We start from the raw sequence: 16,909 nt of genomic DNA on the forward strand, positions 1-16,909 counted from the left end.
ACCCCGCCCCGGCAGCCCCACGGGCGCCGTCGGCAGCCACATGGACTCCCGGAATTCGCGGATGTCATCGTCCTCGAATTCCGGCCCATCGAGCGATGCCCCGCCCGCCAAGGGATTGCCGGCGGCATGCGCAGGCGTGGCCGGCAGGGGCTGCAGATCCTCGGAGGCATCGAACACTTCATGGCAGACGCCGCAGCGCACCCACCCCTGCGAAATTCGCAGCTGGTCGGCCACCACTTTGAAGCGGGTTCCACAGGCAGGACAGCGGGTGACTTGGCTCATCAGCGATCGATTGTAGGCAGCTGCTCGCGGCACGCGCCATGAAGGCGGCAGCCGCGCAGGGACTCGTGGCGCAAATCAGGCCGCGCGGCGCGCGGTCATCAGGATCCAGCCATCTTCGCTGTCGGCGACTTCGAGTGCCAGGTACGGCGCGTAGGCCTGCTTGAGTTCGTCGGCCTGGCGCTCCAGGATGCCGGCCAGCACCAGGCTTCCACCCTCCGCCACGCGGGCGCACAGCAGCGGCGCCAGCACCTTGAGCGGCGTGGCCAGGATGTTGGCCAGCACGGTGCTGTATACACCCGTCACGGCATCGGGCAGGCCGGCCTTCAACTGCACGGCGTTGGCATCGGCGTTGTAGCGCGTGGACTCCACGGCAGCCGGGTCGATGTCCACCGCGTCGATGTCGGTGGCACCGAACTTGGCCGCACCGATGGCCAGGATGCCGGAGCCGCAGCCGTAGTCCAGCGTGCGCCCCAGGCTGCCCTCGGGCTGGCGTGCGATCCAGCGCAGGCACATGCGCGTGGTCGGGTGCGTACCCGTGCCGAAGGCCAGGCCCGGGTCCAGGCGGATGCTCACGCGCGCCTGCGGCGGCAGCTCGTGCCAGGTGGGAACAATCCAGAATTCGGGGGTGATGTCCACGGGGGCGAACTGCGACTGCGTCAGGCGCACCCAGTCCTGCTCGGGCACCTGCTTGACGGCGATGATGCTGCAGCCCTCGAAGAAGTCCTGGGGCAGCAGCAGATCACGTGCCTCTTCGGCCGCTTGCTGCGTGGGGAACAGCGCCACCAGGCGGCTGCGCTGCCAGCCGTCCTTGGGTGGCGGCATGCCGGGCTCGCCGAACAGGGCCTGCTCGGCCTCGGTCTGCGCGTCGGCGTCCTCGACCGATACGCTCAGGGCGTCCAGCGCATCCAGTGCATCGCTGATGGTTTCGACCCGGTCTTCCGGGCACAGCAGGCTCAACTCGAACATGGGCCCATCCTTTTCTAAGCAATCAATGAAAAATGCCGGCCGCCGTCGCCGGGGGCCAGCATGCATGGTCGATCGGGTGACCCGCTCAACGCTTGTTGGCGTTGCGGTGCGCCAGCCACTCTTCCAGGTAGTGGATGTTGGTGCCGCCTTCCATGAACTTGGCGTCCACCATCAGGTCCTGGTGCAGCGGGATGTTGGTCTTGATGCCTTCGACCACGGTCTCCAGCAGCGCAGTGCGCATGCGTGCCAGCGCCTGCTCGCGCGTGTCGCCGTGAACGATGATCTTGCCGATCATGGAGTCGTAGTTCGGCGGCACGAAGTAGTTGTTGTAGACGTGCGAGTCCACGCGCACGCCCGGGCCACCGGGCGCATGCCACATGGTGATGCGGCCTGGCGAAGGCATGAAGTTGTAGGGGTCCTCGGCATTCACGCGGCATTCGATCGCATGGCCCTTGAGCTGGGCATTGATCTGGCGCTGGGTGAAAGGCAGCTTCTCGCCTGCGGCCACCATGATCTGGGTGCGAACGATGTCCACGCCCGTGATCAGTTCCGTCACCGGATGCTCCACCTGCACGCGCGTGTTCATCTCGATGAAGTAGAACTCGCCGTTTTCGTAGAGGAACTCGAAGGTGCCTGCGCCACGGTAGCCCAGCTTCTTGCAGGCTGCAGCGCAGCGCTCGCCGATCTTCTCGACCAGGCGACGGGGAATGCCGGGAGCCGGCGCTTCCTCGATGACCTTCTGGTGGCGGCGCTGCATGGAGCAGTCGCGCTCGCCCAGGTAGACGGCATTGCGATGGTTGTCGGCCAGGATCTGGATTTCCACATGGCGCGGGTTCTGCAGGAACTTCTCCATGTAGACGGCCGGATTGCCGAAGGCCGCACCGGCCTCGGCCTTGGTCATCTGCACGGCATTGATCAGCGCCGCCTCGGTATGCACCACGCGCATGCCACGGCCACCGCCGCCGCCTGCGGCCTTGATGATCACCGGATAGCCCACGGCCTTGGCGATGCGGCGGATCTGCACCGGATCGTCGGGCAGTTCGCCGTCCGAGCCCGGCACGCAGGGCACGCCCGCCTTGATCATGGCCTGCTTGGCCGAGACCTTGTCACCCATGGTGCGGATGTTGTCGGGCGTGGGGCCGATGAAGGTGAAGCCGCTCTTTTCCACGCGCTCGGCAAAGTCGGCGTTCTCGCTGAGAAAGCCGTAGCCAGGGTGGATCGCCTCGGCGTCGGTCACCTCGGCGGCCGAGATGATGGCCGGCATGTTGAGGTAGCTCAGCGGCGAAGGAGCGGGGCCGATGCACACGGCCTCGTCGGCCAGCTTGACGTACTTTGCGTCACGGTCGGCCTCGGAATACACCATCACCGCCTTGATGCCCAGTTCACGGCAGGCGCGCTGGATGCGCAGGGCGATCTCGCCCCGGTTGGCAACCAAAATTTTCTTAAACATGAAGGTCCTCGCGGCTTGGTGCCTGCGGCGGTACGCAGGCCGAAGCCGTCAGTTGAGCCAATTGCTCTGTCGCGCCGCGGCATGCGTTCGCGCCAGGGCGTCGTGCCGCTTGCGGCATCGCTCGCCTGCAGGTTACTCGATCACGAACAGGGGCTGGCCGTACTCGACGGCCTGGCCGTTTTCACCCAGGATGCGGGTAATGGTGCCGCTCTTGTCGGCCTCGATCTCGTTGAGAATCTTCATCGCTTCGATGATGCAGATGGTCTCGCCTTCCTTGACCTGGTTGCCCACTTCCACGAAAGGCTTGCCGCCAGGGCTGGATGCGCGGTAGAAGGTGCCGACCATGGGCGACTTCACCACATGTCCCGCGACGGCTGCCTCGGCAGGGGCTGCCACGGGCGCTGCTGCAGGAGCGGCCACAGGTGCTGCCACGGGCGCAGCCATCGGAGCCTGCATGGGCGCAGCCACGTAGTGCTGCACCACGGCGCCTTCGCTCTTGACGATCCGGACCTTGCCCTCTGCTTCGGTGATCTCCAGTTCCGACACGTTCGATTCGGACACCAGATCAATGAGGGTCTTGAGTTTTCGCAAATCCATGGGAGCTCCAGCGGCTAACAACTAAATAGGGCGCGAATTTACTCCAATTTCGCCCTTCTGCGTGCTTTGAGGCATATTTTTCATCAACGTCGCCATGGAATTCGGGGGATTTCCTGAGCCTGCACAGGCTCGGTCGCTGCGGAAATCAGCCTTTTGCGCTCCAGGAAGCCAGATCTTCGGTAGTAAGCTCACCTATTTTACGTTGCCGCACCAGGCCATCCTCGCCGAGCAGCACGGTGAAGGGCAGTCCGCCCTGCAGATTGCCGAGCGAGCGGGTCAGGCCCAGACCGCCTTCCACCGCCAGCGCCACGGGGAAACGCAGGGGTGTGCGGCCCAGAAAGCGCTGCACTGCCTCGGGCTTGTCCACGGCCAGGCCAATGACCTGAATGCCATGCTGGTCTTGGCGTGCCGAGAAGGCATCCAGCATGGGCAGTTCGCGCACGCACGGCGGGCACCAGGTGGCCCAGAAATTGACCAGCACCGGCTTGCCACGCCAGCGCGACAGCGTCATGGCCGAGCCATCCGGCGTGATGAAACGCTGCTGCCACAGCTGCTCTTCGGCGCTGGACTCCATGGCATGGGGCTGAAATCGCCACCAGGCCAATCCGGCGCCACCCAGTCCCGCAGCGGCGGCAACGCCGCCCATCAGCCAGCGGCGGCGGGAAGATGTGTTTTGACCTGCATCCACGGAATCAGCCACGGTCGGCCTCCCCTTCGTCCTGGTTCAACAGCTTGCGCAATGCCTCTGCGCTGCCACGCGGGCTGCGCCCCTGTCCATCGGGCTTGAGCGCGCCGCGCAGATCGTCAAGATCATGGACCAGCAGGTGCACACCCACATCCTCGTTCAGCGGGCGGCAGAAGGCATGGATGCTCAGCGCCTCCACGCTCTGGCCGGTGAATCCCGTCACGGTGCTGGGTTCGTAGTTCACATGCTGGTTGATCAGTGCGATCTCTGCCGATTTGGGGTCGTCGCAAAACAGTTGCAGATAAATATCGGACAGGCGCGTGGCCGTGCCGCGCCAGACGGCGCCGGCCAGGTGGGGACGGAACTCGGCCAGGCGATCCATCCATTGCAGAGCCAGCTCGCGCAGGGCCTGCAGTTCCTGGGGCTGGGTGTCGGCGCAGAACAGGGCGATGTATTCGCGCACAGCCTCTTCCACCAGGTCATTGCCCGGCAGCGCAGTGCGCGAGGGCAGTCCCAGCTGGCGCACAGCGCGGTGCTTGGCAGGCCCCCATTCCAGACCTTCCTCGACCACGAGGCGGGCCGCAGTCTGGGCAATTTCGGCAGTGGCTTGGTCCATGGCTTTACGATCCGCTGTATCCCTACATATATATAAGAGGCCTTCCCTGCGGATGGCCCCGGGCCATTGTGACCCAAGCCGCGGCAACGCCGGCCGCTGACGGGCTTTGCATGTTCCTGCCAGCGCCTTGCACCGGCGATTTCGCAACCTTGTGTTTCCGGGACCCGGTGCCTGCTGGGCCGCAAGCTCCTGTTTTTGCAGGCCAGCCATCCCGGACATGGCGGCAACCGTAGAATGCCCGGCCATGCACATACATATTCTGGGCATCTGCGGCACCTTCATGGGCGGACTGGCCGCGCTGGCGCGCGAAGCTGGGCACCGCGTCACAGGCTGCGACGCCGGCGTCTACCCGCCGATGAGCGATCAGCTGCGTGCACTGGGCATCGAGCTGATCGAGGGCTACGGCGCCGACCAGATGACCCTGCAACCCGACATGTATGTCGTAGGCAACGTGGTCAGCCGCGCGCGCTTGCCCGACGGCAGCCCCAAGTTCCCGCTGATGGAGGCAATCCTCGAAAGCGGCGCTCCCTACACCAGCGGGCCGCAATGGCTTTGCGAACATGTGCTGCACCATCCGTCCTGCCCGCGCCATGTGCTGGCCGTGGCCGGCACGCATGGCAAGACGACCACGACGTCGATGCTGGCCTGGATTCTCGAATGCGCAGGCCTGGCCCCGGGCTTTCTGGTCGGCGGCGTGCCGCTGGACTTCGGCGTCTCGGCCCGCCTGGGTGCATCCAGGCGCCCGACGCCAGGCGAGGGCCCGGCCGGCGCGGAGCCCGTCTTCGTCATCGAGGCCGATGAATACGACACGGCCTTCTTCGACAAGCGCAGCAAGTTCGTGCACTACCGCCCGCGCACGGCCGTGCTCAACAACCTGGAGTTCGATCACGCCGACATCTTCGAGGATCTCGGTGCCATCGAACGCCAGTTCCACCATCTGGTGCGCACCGTCCCCGCTTCGGGCCGGCTTGTTGTCAACGGCATCGAGGAAAGCATCACCCGCGTGCTGCACCAGGGCTGCTGGAGCGAGGTTTCCAGCTTCGGGGCGGTGGTCAGCGACTTCAGCGCAGAGGGCGATCCGAGCGCCTTCGACGTGCTGCACCGTGGCCGCAAGGTGGCCCGCCTGGAATGGGCGCTGACCGGGGAACACAACCAGCTCAATGCGCTGGCCGCCATTGCGGCAGCCGAGCACGTGGGCGTGACGCCGGCACAGGCCTGCGAGGCGCTGGCGCGCTTTCAGAACGTCAAGCGACGCATGGAGCTGCGCGGCATGGCGGGCGGCGTATCCGTCTACGACGACTTCGCCCACCACCCCACGGCCATACGCACCACGCTGGACGGCCTGCGCCGCAAACTCGGCAGCCAGGCACGCATCCTTGCGGTGTTCGAGCCGCGCAGCAACACCATGAAGCTGGGCACCATGAAGTCGCAACTGCCCTGGTCCCTGGAAAGCGCCGATCTGGTGTTCTGCCACACGGCCGGCCTGGACTGGGACGCCGCCGAGGCGCTGCATCCCCTGGGCGTGGGCCCTGGCCGCAAGGCGCAGGTGGCAGGCGACATGGACACGCTGATCGGACAGATCCTCGCAGCCGCCCGGCCGGGCGACCATGTGGTGTGCATGAGCAACGGCGGCTTCGGCGGCATACACCCCAAGCTGCTGGCCGCCCTGCAGACCGCAGGCTGAACAAAGCGCAAGCAAGCCCCACCCCAATGAAAGAAGCCCGGGACATGCCCGGGCTTCTTTCATGTGCCTTCGCCTGTCAGCCGTCAGTAGCTGATGGACATGGCGGGCACGTCGACACGGATCAGCGGCTTGGACAGCACGGCCTGGGCTGCAACGGCATAGCTGTTGCGCCACTGCTCGTCGTCGAACAGCCCCGCACGCGAACGCGCCGCGCGCGCCACCACCACCAGCTTGTCGGCCAGCAGTACCTTGCCGCTGGCACGCAGGGGCTCGCAGTCCATGGAGATGAACTGCTGGTCCAGCCAATGCCGTCCTTCATCGGAACTCATGGGGGTGAGCCCGTTGGTGTCCGTGCGGTACTCTTTTCCGGCATCCAACACCACAATCACTTCGCTGCGCATGGAACTCCTCTCGTCATTACTGGATACAACCCCGTGCCTGCTCGCGCGGACAGGGCCGTTACTCATACCGCGAGCTTAACCGCAAGCGCCTTTTCCACACCCCGGGCAAGCTGACATGGCGCAAGCGCCGCAGCCTGGGGCTGGCACTGCCAGCAGCAGGTGTTTCATGGCGGCACGGCGCCCGCTTCAAGGTGCAAACGTACAATCGCCTGCAGATTGGACCCCGAATCTTCATCAACCGCATCGCATGACGACCGACACCACACACCAGAAACTGCTTGACCAGCTGCAGCAGCTCGAAGATGAGCTGCGCGGCCAGAGCCTCTGGTCGGCCGTGGCGCCAAGCCCCGAGGCCATGGCGTCGACCATGCCCTTCATGTACGACACGCTCAAGCTGCAGCAATGGCTGCAGTGGGTTTTCCTGCCCCGGCTGCGTGCCGTGATCGAGGCCGGCGGCCAGCTGCCCTGCCAAAGCCACGTGCATCCGCTGGCCGAACATGAGTGGAGCCAGCCCGTGGAATTCGACAAGCGCCAGTTGCTGGCCCTGCTGCAGGGCATAGACGACACGCTGAACCAGTGCGGTCTGACTCCGCCGGACGCCACATCGTCCCACTGACCACGGAGCGGCCAGGCACGAAAAACGGGGCGCAGACGCCCCGTTTTCTTTTGCGCCTCAGGCAGCCACCAAGGCTGCTGCCGCCTCGGTCTGCTTGACGCGGCGCTGCCGCACGGCGTCGGACAGCTCGGCCAGCGTGGCCAGGGAATCATCCCAGCCCAGGCAGGCGTCGGTAATGCTCTGGCCGTAGGTCAGGGCAGCCACTTCGTCCTTGCCGGGCGTGAACTTCTGGGCGCCGCCCACGAGATGGCCTTCGATCATCACGCCGAACACGCTGCGCGAGCCGCCGCTGATCTGTCCGGCGATGTCGCGGGCCACGTCCTTCTGGCGCTCATGCTGCTTGGAGCTGTTGGCGTGACTGCAGTCGACCATCAGCGTGGGCGTCAGGCCCGCCTTTTCGAGGTCCTCGCAGGCAGCGGCCACGTTGGCAGCGTCGTAGTTGGGGGTCTTGCCGCCGCGCAGGATGACGTGGCAATCCTGGTTGCCCGCCGTGTTCACGATGGCAACCTGGCCATTCTTGTGCACCGACAGGAAGTGGTGGCCGCGGCTGGCCGACTGGATGGCGTCGGTGGCGATGCGGATGTTGCCGTCCGTGCCGTTCTTGAAGCCGATGGGCGCCGAGATGCCCGAGGCCAGTTCACGGTGGACCTGGCTTTCCGTGGTGCGCGCACCGATGGCGCCCCAGCTGATCAGATCGGCGATGTACTGGGGAGAGATCACGTCCAGGAACTCGCTGGCGGCCGGCACGCCCAGGCGGTTGATGTCGATCAGCAGTTGCCGCGCAATGCGCAGGCCCTCGTCGATGCGGTAGCTCTGGTCCAGGTAGGGATCGTTGATCAGCCCCTTCCAGCCCACGGTGGTGCGCGGCTTTTCGAAGTACACGCGCATCACGATCTCCAGCGTGTCCTTGTACTGCTCGCGTATGGGCGCCAAGCGGCGCGCGTACTCGATGGCGGCCGCCGGATCGTGGATGGAGCAGGGGCCGACGATGACCAGCAGGCGGTCATCCTCGCCAGCCATGATGTTGTGGATGGTGCGGCGGGTATCGCCGATCAGGGTTTCGACGGCCGTACCGCGAATGGGGAAGAAGCGAATGAGGTGCTCGGGAGGGGGCAACACGGTGATGTCCTTGATACGTGCGTCGTCGGTTTGGCCAGTCTTTTGGGAACCGCCGCGATACCAGGAATCGGCGAGGGAAGCTTGATGAGCAGTCATTGCTTGCTTTCGTGAGGAAAGATGGATCGTGGAAAACGGAGCGAAGAATCGGGAGGGGAAAAACAAAAAACCGCCGGGCTCTGCAGCTTCGGCGGTTCTGAGGGAGGTTTGTTCGGGTGCGCGCGCTTACCTCTCTTCCGCCGGGGAGGAGAACCAAAAGTAAAAGTAGAAGGAGGTACAGGCTTGCATGGGAACTGAATGTAGCACAGTCATTTTTCGCAGTGCAACATGGCCATGGCAGCACGGGGGGCGCACTTCACAGTGCCACAGAGAGAAACCTCAAAATCCTACACGCACTTAAACTGCTTTTTCAACCGTTCAACGCAAAAATATTTCGTCATCACGGATAAAAACACGATGACATGCAGTTTTCTTGCATTCACCTTTAAAAACGTGCAAACCCCAGAAAATGACGCTTCCGCGCATCGCGGCAGGCCCGCCTCAACGCCGCAGCAAGGAGTCGCGCAGCCTGCGCAGTGCTCGGCGCAGGGCGCTCCAGGGACGCCAGCGACGCGTCCGGTACCAAGGCTGCATTGCGGCGGCATCGAACCCGCCCGCCACAGCGGCGGATTCCGCAAACATGTCTATCAACAGGCATGCATCTCCCAGCAGGCGCCAGCCCAGACGCTCGCAGCGGCGGAAATGCTCGGGCTCCTGGGCATCGCCCACCAGCACGGACTGCTGCCAGGCGTGCACGACCTCCCTGAACCCCTTGAGCAGGCGCTGGTAGGCGGGAAATTCGTAGAGGGCGTGCCATACCGCCCCCAGCGTGGTGAGGAAGTGCTGGTGGTCCAGCACGGCCAGGTCGAGTTGCTGTATGGCCTCTTCCACGGCAGGGCGTGCACTGCCCGCATAGCGCACGCGCACGGCCTCGTCCAGCGCAACGGCCAGCAAGGCCAGTTGCTGGTGCATGGGCTGCAGATCGCCCACGATCAACTCGTTCAGCCAGACGCGGTTCAGCCGCGACTCGCCGGCCCAGGTGCGCCAGTGTTCCGGCAGGCTGCGCAGGGGATGGGCAGAAGTCTGCAGGCCTGGCCGGGAAGGAAAGGAAAGCTGGGTCATGGAATCGGCGCCGGGCGGCGCCCACGGAGCGCGGCGGGCCGCGTCAGGCAGGACAGAGGACCCGCCCCCTGCCATGCAGGGCGCGGGCATGCGACGGTCAGGCCGTGCCGCCCACCGTCAGGCCGTCGATGCGCAGCGTAGGCTGACCCACGCCCACGGGCACGCTCTGGCCTTCCTTGCCGCAGGTGCCCACACCGCTGTCCAGGCGCATGTCGTTGCCGATCATGGTGATGTGCTTGAGCGATTCCGGGCCGCTGCCCACGATGGTCGCGCCCTTGACGGGGTACTGGATCTTGCCGTTCTCGACCCAATAGGCCTCGCTGGCAGAGAACACGAACTTGCCGCTGGTGATGTCGACCTGACCGCCGCCGAAGTTGGTGGCGTACAGGCCCTTCTTGATCGAGGCCACGATTTCCTGCGGATCCTTGTCGCCACCTAGCATGTAGGTGTTGGTCATGCGCGGCATGGGGATGTGGGCATAGCTTTCGCGGCGGCCGTTTCCCGTGGGCTTGACGCCCATCAGGCGGGCGTTCATCGCGTCCTGGATGTAGCCCTTGAGGATGCCGTCCTCGATCAGCACATTGCTCTGGCTGGTGCAGCCCTCGTCATCGACGTTGAGCGAACCGCGGCGATCGGCCAGCGTGCCGTCGTCCAGCACGGTGACGCCCTTGGCCGCCACGCGCTGGCCGATGCGGCCGCTGAAGGCGCTGGCGCCCTTGCGGTTGAAGTCGCCTTCCAGGCCATGGCCCACGGCTTCGTGCAGCAGCACGCCGGGCCAGCCGGGGCCAAGCACCACGGTCATTTCGCCTGCCGGCGCGGGGCGCGACTGCAGGTTGGTGAGGGCCGCGCTCACGGCTTCGTCCACATATTGCGTGATCTGCTCATCGCTGAAATAGGCCAGGCCAAAACGGCCACCACCGCCGGCCGAACCCACTTCGCGCCGACCCTTTTGCTCGGCGATCACGGTGACGGAAAGACGCACCAGCGGCCGCACGTCGGCAGCCAACGTGCCATCGGCGCGGGCGACCAGCACCACGTCGTACTCGCTGGCCAGGCCGGCCATGACCTGGACGACACGCGGGTCCTTGGCGCGGGCCAGGGTTTCGACCTTGCCCAGCAGCTCGACCTTGGCCGTGCTGTCCAGCGTGGCAATGGGATCCAGCCCCGGATACAGCGAGCGGCTTTGCGCGATCTTGGACGCGTTGGCGCGCACGCGCTTGCTCTGGGCCGCGCCCGAGATGGAGCGCACGGTGCGTGCCGCATCCAGCAGGGAGGCTTCGGAAATATCGTCGGAATAGGCAAAGGCCGTCTTCTCGCCGCTGACCGCCCGCACGCCCACACCCTGGTCGATGCTGAAGCTGCCGGTCTTGACGATGCCCTCTTCCAGGCTCCAGCCTTCGGCGCGGGTGTACTGGAAGTAGAGGTCGGCGTCGTCGACCTGGTGGCTGCGGATCTCGGCCAGTGCGCGCGCGAGATGGGTTTCATCGAGCCCGAAGGGCTCAAGCAGCAACTGGCGCGCTGTGGCCAGGCGTTCAATGGTGGGTTCGCGGGAGATCATTCGCCCATTGTAGAGAGCCGGCCATGCCCTCGCCGTGCAACGGGGGCAGCCAACGGTTCATGGGCCTGCAAAAAAGAACGGAATGCCGCCCCACCAGGCTGAGCGGCATTCCGTAGGCATGCATCCGCGTGGATGGCGAACATGCTGGCCCATGTCCGCGCTTGCTTTGTAGCGCGCCTCGGCGTCCGTGGCAAGTGCACGGTCATCCCGCAGACGTTATGGAAACAGGAGCATGCCAGTCTCATGCAGGCTTGGCTTGCTCGCCAAATCATGGAGAGAAACGGAGCTTTCCGGCAGCAGGCATCCAGACTATTTGACATTTGCAGGCGCCTTGGGCGCCGCAAACTGGTGTTCAGAGCGGGCCGCCGCCCTCGCCCGGCAGTTGCCGCTGCGAACGCGCCACCGACATCAGCACCCCCAGCGCCAGCCCCAGCGTGACCATGGCCGTGCCGCCGTAGCTGATGAAGGGAAGCGGCACGCCGACCACGGGCAGGATGCCGCTGACCATGCCCATGTTCACGAAGGCATAGGTGAAGAAGATCATGGCCACGGCCGCCGCCATGAGCCGCGCGAACAGCGTGTTGGCCTGGATGGCGATGGCCAGCCCGCGCCAGACCAGCAGCAGGAAGGAGACGATGATGAACAGGTTGCCGACCAGGCCGAACTCCTCGGAATAGGCGGCGAAGATGAAGTCGGTCGTGCGCTCGGGGATGAACTCCAGACGCGTTTGCGTGCCTGCCATGAATCCCTTGCCCCAGACGCCACCGGAGCCGATGGCGATCATGCCCTGGATGATGTGGAACCCCTTGCCCAGGGGGTCGCGCGTGGGGTCCAGCAGGGTGCAGACACGGGTCTGCTGGTATTCATGCAGCACGGGCCAGCGCACGCCGTCGGCGCACAGCTGGGGTTCGTACCAGACGATGAGGGTGATGCCGATCACACCGGCCAGCACGGGCGGAACGATGAGCTTCCAGGGCAGGCCCGCGAAGAAGATCACCGACAGGCCGGCCGCCATCACCAGCAGGGAGGTCCCCAGGTCGGGCTGCTTCATGATCAGCCCGACAGGCACCATGAGCAGCACCATGGCGATCACGAAGTCCGTGCCGCGCAGCTGGCCCTCGCGGCGCTGGAACCACCAGGCCAGCATCAGCGGCGTGGCGATCTTCAGCAGCTCGCTGGGCTGGATCACCACGCCCACGTTGACCCAGCGCTGAGCCCCCTTCTTGGTGATGCCGAACAGCGCCACCGCCACCAGCAGCGCCACGCCCAGCATGTACAGCGGCACGGCCACCTTCATGAGCTGCTGGGGGGGAATCTGGGCCACGACAAAGAGAATGGCCGCCGCGATCAGCATGTTGCGCCCGTGGTCGGTGAAGCGCGTGCCGTGGTCGAAGCCCGAGGAGTACATGGCGATCAGCCCCGCCGACGCCAGCATGCCCACGAACAGCAGCAACCAGAAGTCAAAGCCCCGCAGCAGCGGGGCAACACGTTGCCAGAGGGAGGGCTTGTCGAATTCGGTCACGGGGATGGTCGGTCGCGGGCACGGGCCGCCATTATCCCGTGGCGCATGCGGCCCAGCCCGGCGCAGGGTTGCCCACGGAGGCGGTTGTCATCCAGCTGTCGGCCCGGGCCTTCCCTGCTGGGCGCCGCCCGCCGCAGCGGCCACAATGGGCCATGAGCCGTCCGGGCCGCATCCGGCGCCCGGCCCCAGCAACGCAAAGGAGAGCGCCCGCCATGACCACCACCCATTTGCTGTATCTGCACGGCTTTCGCTCCTCACCCCAATCCACCAAGGCCCGGCGCATGGCCGAACATGTGGCCACGCGCCATCCCCATGTGCGCTGGTGGAGCCCGCAATTGCCGCCATCCCCGCGCGAGGCGGCCGCCTTGATTGCCGACGGCATAGGCAGCTGGCCGCGAGAGACCATGGCCGTGATCGGCTCCTCGCTGGGCGGCTACTACGCCAGCTGGGTGGCCCAGCTGGCGCGCTGCCGCAGCGTGATGATCAACCCGGCCGTGAACCCGGCGCGCGATCTTGAAAAGTACATTGGCGAGCAGACGTCCTGGCACAACCCCGAGGAACGCTTTTTCTTTCGCCGCGAGTACATGGAAGAGCTGCGCGCGCTGGACACGCGCTCCATGACACCGGCCGCGCCCGAGATGCTGCTGGCGGCCGAGGGCGACGAAGTTCTGGACTGGCGCGAGATGAGCGCGCGCTACCCGCATGCGCTGCAGATCATCCAGGAAGGCGGCGATCACGCGCTGAGCAACTTCGAGGAGTACCTGCCCCAGCTCGACGAGTTCCTGAATCTGGCCTGATGCCGCACACGCCTGCGCGGCAGCTGCCAGCCGCAGCGTGGGAGAATATCGGGCTATGCACGCATTGTTTGAAGAAGCCGGCAAGTTCCTGGCCGGCCGCATCCTCTCCGAAGCCGACACCTCCGCCCAGGTGGAACTGGACTCGGGCAAACGGGTCAAGGTCAAGTCCGCCAACATCCTGCTCAAGTTCGACAAGCCGGCGCCTGCCGAACTGATCGCCCAGGGCCAGGCAATGGCCGCCGAGATCGATCTGGACCTGGCCTGGGAATTCGCCCCCGAGGAGGAATTCGGCTTCGCCGACCTGGCACGCGACTATTTCTCGGACAATGCCACGCTGGCCCAGCAGGCCGGCGCGCTGTTTCGCATCTACGAGGCGCCGCACTACTTTCGCCGCGCCGGCAAGGGCCGCTTCAAGAAGGCGCCGGCCGAAATCCTGCAGCAGGCGCTGGCCGGCATAGAGAAGAAAAAGCAGATCCAGGCCCAGATCACGGCCTGGGCCGAGCAGCTGGGCGCTGGCGAATGCCCCGGCCCCATCCGCGAACAGCTCTACAAGATCCTGTTCCGCCCCGACAAGAACGCCGCCGAATACAAGGCCGTGGTCGAGGCCAGCCGCGCCACGCGCCTGGCACCGCTGGATCTGCTGCACAGGGCCGGCGCCATTGAATCGGCCTACGAATTCCACTGGAAGCGCTTCCTCTTCGACCACTTCCCCAAGGGCACGCAATTTCCGCCGCTGGAGGCGCCCCAGCCGCCGGCAGAGCTGCCGCTGGCCGATGTCCAGGCGTTTTCCATCGACGACTCGGCCACCACCGAGATCGACGACGCGCTGTCGGTGCGCGGCCTGGGCACGGGCACGGTCACCGTGGGCATCCACATCGCGGCCCCCGGCCTGGCCATCGTGCCGGGCACGCCGCTGGACCAGCTCGGCCGCTCGCGCCTGTCCACCGTCTACATGCCCGGCTACAAGATCACCATGCTGCCCAACGAGGTGGTGCAGATCTACACGCTGGACGAAGGCCGCGCCAACCCCGCCGTGTCGCTGTACGTCACCGTGGACGAGACCACGCTGGAAACCACGGCCAGCGAGACGCGCCTGGAACGCGTGCCCGTGCAGGTCAACTTCCGCCATGACAAGCTGGACCACATCGTCACCGAGCAGTGGCTGGCCGACCCGTCCATCGAGGTCGAGAGCACGCCCGAAGTGCTGCAGGGCAAGCGCGCCGAACTGACGTTCCTGCAGCGCTGGGCCAGGCACCTGAAGGCCGGGCGCGAACTGGTGCGAGGCAAGCCCGAGAACTTCAACCGTCCCGACTACAACTTCCGCCTGGTGGGCAACGGCAGCGCCGAGCCCCGCGGCAACGAGCAGGTCGAGATCACCGTGCGCAAGCGCGGCGCACCACTGGACCTGATCGTGGCCGAGGCCGCCATCGTGGCCAACAGCACCTGGGGCGGCTGGATGGCCGATCTGGGCGTGCCCGGCATCTACCGCAGCCAGGCCAGCCTGGCCCCCGGCATCAAGGTGCGCATGTCCACCAAGGCGCTCCCCCACGCGGGCATCGGCGTCAAGAGCTATGCCTGGGCCACCTCGCCGCTGCGCCGCTATGTGGACCTGGTCAACCAGTGGCAGATCATTGCCTGCGCGCGCCACGGCAAGACCGCCGCACTGGCCGCGCCGTTCAAGCCCAAGGATGCCGAGCTGTTCGGCATCATCAGCAGCTTTGACGGCGCCTACAGCGCCTACAACGGCTACCAGGCAGGCATGGAGCGCTTCTGGACGCTCAAGTACCTGCAGCAGAACGCCATCACCGAGCTGACGGCCACCGTCATCAAGGAAGGCATGGGCGGCGGCCTGCTGGTGCGCGCCGACGACCTGCCGCTGGTCTTCCCCGTGCTGGGCGTCACCGGCCTGCCGCGCGGTGCCCATGTGCGCGTGCGCCTGGGCGAGATCGACGAGATCGCGCTCGATGTCTCGGGCACGCTGATCGAGCGCCTGGACAGCGACGCCGCCGCTGCCGACGATGGAGCGGAGGACGACGAGGAGGCCGTGGCCGGCCCCATCGCCATCGCCGTGGACATGAACGAGACCGACGGCACGCCCGCGGCCGATCCTGCCCAGCCCTGATCTGCCCGCGCCCCTGCCTCGCATCCAAGCCACTGCCTTAGATCTGACGTGAAACTGCCTACCGCCTTCCGTTCCCTGAGTACGCTGCAGTTGGCACTGGGTGTCTCCATTGCCCTGCATGCCGGGTTGCTCTCGTTCCGGTTCATCGATCCGGAACGCTTCGACCGCGTGTTCCAGGACACGCCGCTGGAAGTCATCCTGGTCAATGCCCGCGCCAACGAGCAGCCCGACAAGGCGCAGGCCATCGCGCAGACCTCGCTGGCCGGCGGCGGCGAAGCCGACAAGGGCCGGGCCTCCAGCCCCATGCCCTACTCGGCGCTCACCGCCGTGGGCGACGACTTCGAGGAACGCCAGCGCCAGATCGACTCCATGCAGGAGCAGCAGACCGTCTTGCTGACGCAGTTGCGCAAGCAGGTCGCGGCCCTGCCGCCGCTGGACCCGCGCGAGGCGGCAAAGCAGACCAAGGAGCAGCAGGCCCAGCAGGAAAAGCGCCAGCAGCTGGTCAAGCTGCTGGCCGAGATCGAAAAACGCATCAACGAAGAAAACGCCCGCCCCAAGAAGCGCTATATCAGCCCGTCCACGCGCGAGGCCGTCTACGCCATCTACTACGACGGCCTGCGCCGCAAGGTCGAGGACAAGGGCACGGAGAACTTTCCCGAGCAGGCCGGCAAGAAGCTCTATGGCGAGCTGGTCATGATCCTCACCGTCAACCACGACGGCCGCGTGCTGTCCACCGAGATCGTGCAGGGCTCGGGCAACCGCCTGCTGGACACCCGCGCCGAAGCCATCGCGCGTGCGGCCGGCCCCTTCGGCCACTTCGGCCCCGCCATGCGCGCCAAGGCCGACCAGATCGCCGTGGTCTCGCGCTTCAAGTTCACGCGTGAGCAGACGCTGCAGACCACGGTCCAGTGAAGTAATGAAGCACCCCCTGAGTCGCTTCGCGCCTTCCCCCTCTCTCACTTCGCGGGAGGGGGACGACACCCTCGGTGCGGGGCGGCCCTTCCTCGGTGTCTCTCGTGCGAGGCCGCGCCAGTTTCATAGGCAGCGGGCATTGTGCCGAGCAATGGACAACTGAAATGACATCAATCTCCTCCGACCGCTACTGCGTCATGGGCAACCCCGTCGCGCACAGCCGTTCGCCCTGGATCCATGCCCGCTTTGCCGAACTGTGCGGGCAGGACCTGCGCTACGAGCGCCAGCATGTGGAGCTGGATGGCTTTGCCGAGGCCGTGCGCGCCTTCGTCACGGCAGGCGGACGCGGCTGCAATGTCACCGTACCCTTCAAGCTGGAAGCCGCACAGCTGGCCACCACCTCCAGCGAGCGCGTGCAACGCGG

At 65.9% G+C, this 16,909-nt stretch carries 16 protein-coding genes and 1 pseudogene; 6 read left to right on the forward strand and 11 right to left on the reverse strand.

Annotation, left to right across the window (positions count from 1 at the left end; translation table 11 throughout):
- The 6 genes from L995_RS34565 to L995_RS28345 all read right to left on the reverse strand — a co-directional run.
- Positions 1-282: zinc-ribbon domain-containing protein (locus L995_RS34565; RefSeq protein ID WP_231574553.1), on the reverse strand; the 282-nt coding region annotated here is incomplete at its 3' end.
- A 75-nt stretch (positions 283-357) separates the two neighbouring features.
- Positions 358-1,248, reverse strand: coding sequence for a 50S ribosomal protein L11 methyltransferase (prmA, locus tag L995_RS28325; RefSeq protein WP_047474713.1), 891 nt, complete (start codon positions 1,246-1,248; stop codon positions 358-360).
- 85 nt (positions 1,249-1,333) lie between these two features.
- Entirely contained in the window at positions 1,334-2,698 is a 1,365-nt protein-coding gene (accC, locus tag L995_RS28330; protein ID WP_016448007.1) for an acetyl-CoA carboxylase biotin carboxylase subunit, read from the reverse strand.
- Positions 2,699-2,830: 132 nt separating this feature from the next.
- Positions 2,831-3,295, reverse strand: coding sequence for an acetyl-CoA carboxylase biotin carboxyl carrier protein (accB, locus tag L995_RS28335; protein ID WP_016448008.1), 465 nt, complete (start codon positions 3,293-3,295; stop codon positions 2,831-2,833).
- 145 nt (positions 3,296-3,440) lie between these two features.
- Entirely contained in the window at positions 3,441-3,941 is a 501-nt protein-coding gene (locus tag L995_RS28340; RefSeq protein ID WP_016448009.1) for a TlpA family protein disulfide reductase, read from the reverse strand.
- A 46-nt stretch (positions 3,942-3,987) separates the two neighbouring features.
- Complete coding sequence (locus L995_RS28345; protein WP_016448010.1) at positions 3,988-4,596, reverse strand: hypothetical protein; 609 nt, start codon at positions 4,594-4,596, stop codon at positions 3,988-3,990.
- A 244-nt stretch (positions 4,597-4,840) separates the two neighbouring features.
- On the opposite strand from L995_RS28345, the gene mpl reads away from it, so the two are divergent.
- Positions 4,841-6,280 (forward strand): UDP-N-acetylmuramate:L-alanyl-gamma-D-glutamyl-meso-diaminopimelate ligase, encoded by a 1,440-nt coding sequence (gene mpl / locus L995_RS28350; RefSeq protein ID WP_047474715.1) that lies wholly within the window; start codon positions 4,841-4,843, stop codon positions 6,278-6,280.
- Positions 6,281-6,363: 83 nt separating this feature from the next.
- On the opposite strand, the gene L995_RS28355 is transcribed toward mpl, so the two are convergent.
- On the reverse strand, positions 6,364-6,681 hold the full coding sequence (locus L995_RS28355) for a hypothetical protein (protein ID WP_016448012.1): 318 nt from the start codon (positions 6,679-6,681) through the stop codon (positions 6,364-6,366).
- Positions 6,682-6,928: 247 nt separating this feature from the next.
- Between L995_RS28355 and L995_RS28360 the strand changes: the two genes are divergently transcribed.
- The gene (locus L995_RS28360) at positions 6,929-7,297 is read left to right on the forward strand and encodes a YqcC family protein (RefSeq protein WP_016453140.1); all 369 of its coding nucleotides are present in this window, start codon (positions 6,929-6,931) and stop codon (positions 7,295-7,297) included.
- 57 nt (positions 7,298-7,354) lie between these two features.
- Here the strand turns inward: L995_RS28360 and L995_RS28365 are convergent, their stop codons facing one another.
- The 4 genes from L995_RS28365 to rodA form a co-directional block, all read right to left on the reverse strand.
- Complete coding sequence (locus tag L995_RS28365) at positions 7,355-8,512, reverse strand: 3-deoxy-7-phosphoheptulonate synthase (RefSeq protein WP_016448014.1); 1,158 nt, start codon at positions 8,510-8,512, stop codon at positions 7,355-7,357.
- A 441-nt stretch (positions 8,513-8,953) separates the two neighbouring features.
- Positions 8,954-9,574 (reverse strand): hypothetical protein, encoded by a 621-nt coding sequence (locus L995_RS28370; RefSeq protein ID WP_016448015.1) that lies wholly within the window; start codon positions 9,572-9,574, stop codon positions 8,954-8,956.
- A gap of 97 nt (positions 9,575-9,671) precedes the next feature.
- Positions 9,672-11,132 (reverse strand): metalloprotease TldD, encoded by a 1,461-nt coding sequence (tldD, locus tag L995_RS28375; protein WP_017404622.1) that lies wholly within the window; start codon positions 11,130-11,132, stop codon positions 9,672-9,674.
- A 352-nt stretch (positions 11,133-11,484) separates the two neighbouring features.
- On the reverse strand, positions 11,485-12,654 hold the full coding sequence (rodA, locus tag L995_RS28380; protein WP_047474717.1) for a rod shape-determining protein RodA: 1,170 nt from the start codon (positions 12,652-12,654) through the stop codon (positions 11,485-11,487).
- A 212-nt stretch (positions 12,655-12,866) separates the two neighbouring features.
- On the opposite strand from rodA, the gene L995_RS28385 reads away from it, so the two are divergent.
- The 4 genes and pseudogenes from L995_RS28385 to aroE form a co-directional block, all read left to right on the forward strand.
- Positions 12,867-13,451, forward strand: coding sequence for a YqiA/YcfP family alpha/beta fold hydrolase (locus L995_RS28385; RefSeq protein WP_016448018.1), 585 nt, complete (start codon positions 12,867-12,869; stop codon positions 13,449-13,451).
- A 55-nt stretch (positions 13,452-13,506) separates the two neighbouring features.
- The gene (locus L995_RS28390; RefSeq protein ID WP_047474718.1) at positions 13,507-15,573 is read left to right on the forward strand and encodes a ribonuclease catalytic domain-containing protein; all 2,067 of its coding nucleotides are present in this window, start codon (positions 13,507-13,509) and stop codon (positions 15,571-15,573) included.
- 48 nt (positions 15,574-15,621) lie between these two features.
- Positions 15,622-16,485 (forward strand): energy transducer TonB, encoded by an 864-nt coding sequence (locus L995_RS28395; protein ID WP_016448020.1) that lies wholly within the window; start codon positions 15,622-15,624, stop codon positions 16,483-16,485.
- Between the two features lie 164 nt (positions 16,486-16,649).
- A pseudogene (aroE, locus tag L995_RS28400) lies at positions 16,650-16,909 on the forward strand (shikimate dehydrogenase); the annotation flags it as partial.

Source organism: Delftia sp. ZNC0008 (genome assembly GCF_000799035.1).
GTDB classification, from domain to species: domain Bacteria; phylum Pseudomonadota; class Gammaproteobacteria; order Burkholderiales; family Burkholderiaceae_C; genus Comamonas; species Comamonas tsuruhatensis.

Coding starts and splice junctions, on each gene's coding strand:
- prmA (WP_047474713.1), bottom strand. CDS start 1,248: ATGTTCGAGTTGAGCCTGCTGTGCCCGGAAGACCGGGTCGAAACCATC.
- accC (WP_016448007.1), bottom strand. CDS start 2,698: ATGTTTAAGAAAATTTTGGTTGCCAACCGGGGCGAGATCGCCCTGCGC.
- accB (WP_016448008.1), bottom strand. CDS start 3,295: ATGGATTTGCGAAAACTCAAGACCCTCATTGATCTGGTGTCCGAATCG.
- L995_RS28340 (WP_016448009.1), bottom strand. CDS start 3,941: ATGGGCGGCGTTGCCGCCGCTGCGGGACTGGGTGGCGCCGGATTGGCC.
- L995_RS28345 (WP_016448010.1), bottom strand. CDS start 4,596: ATGGACCAAGCCACTGCCGAAATTGCCCAGACTGCGGCCCGCCTCGTG.
- mpl (WP_047474715.1), top strand. CDS start 4,841: ATGCACATACATATTCTGGGCATCTGCGGCACCTTCATGGGCGGACTG.
- L995_RS28355 (WP_016448012.1), bottom strand. CDS start 6,681: ATGCGCAGCGAAGTGATTGTGGTGTTGGATGCCGGAAAAGAGTACCGC.
- L995_RS28360 (WP_016453140.1), top strand. CDS start 6,929: ATGACGACCGACACCACACACCAGAAACTGCTTGACCAGCTGCAGCAG.
- L995_RS28365 (WP_016448014.1), bottom strand. CDS start 8,512: ATGACTGCTCATCAAGCTTCCCTCGCCGATTCCTGGTATCGCGGCGGT.
- L995_RS28370 (WP_016448015.1), bottom strand. CDS start 9,574: ATGACCCAGCTTTCCTTTCCTTCCCGGCCAGGCCTGCAGACTTCTGCC.
- tldD (WP_017404622.1), bottom strand. CDS start 11,132: ATGATCTCCCGCGAACCCACCATTGAACGCCTGGCCACAGCGCGCCAG.
- L995_RS28385 (WP_016448018.1), top strand. CDS start 12,867: ATGACCACCACCCATTTGCTGTATCTGCACGGCTTTCGCTCCTCACCC.
- L995_RS28390 (WP_047474718.1), top strand. CDS start 13,507: ATGCACGCATTGTTTGAAGAAGCCGGCAAGTTCCTGGCCGGCCGCATC.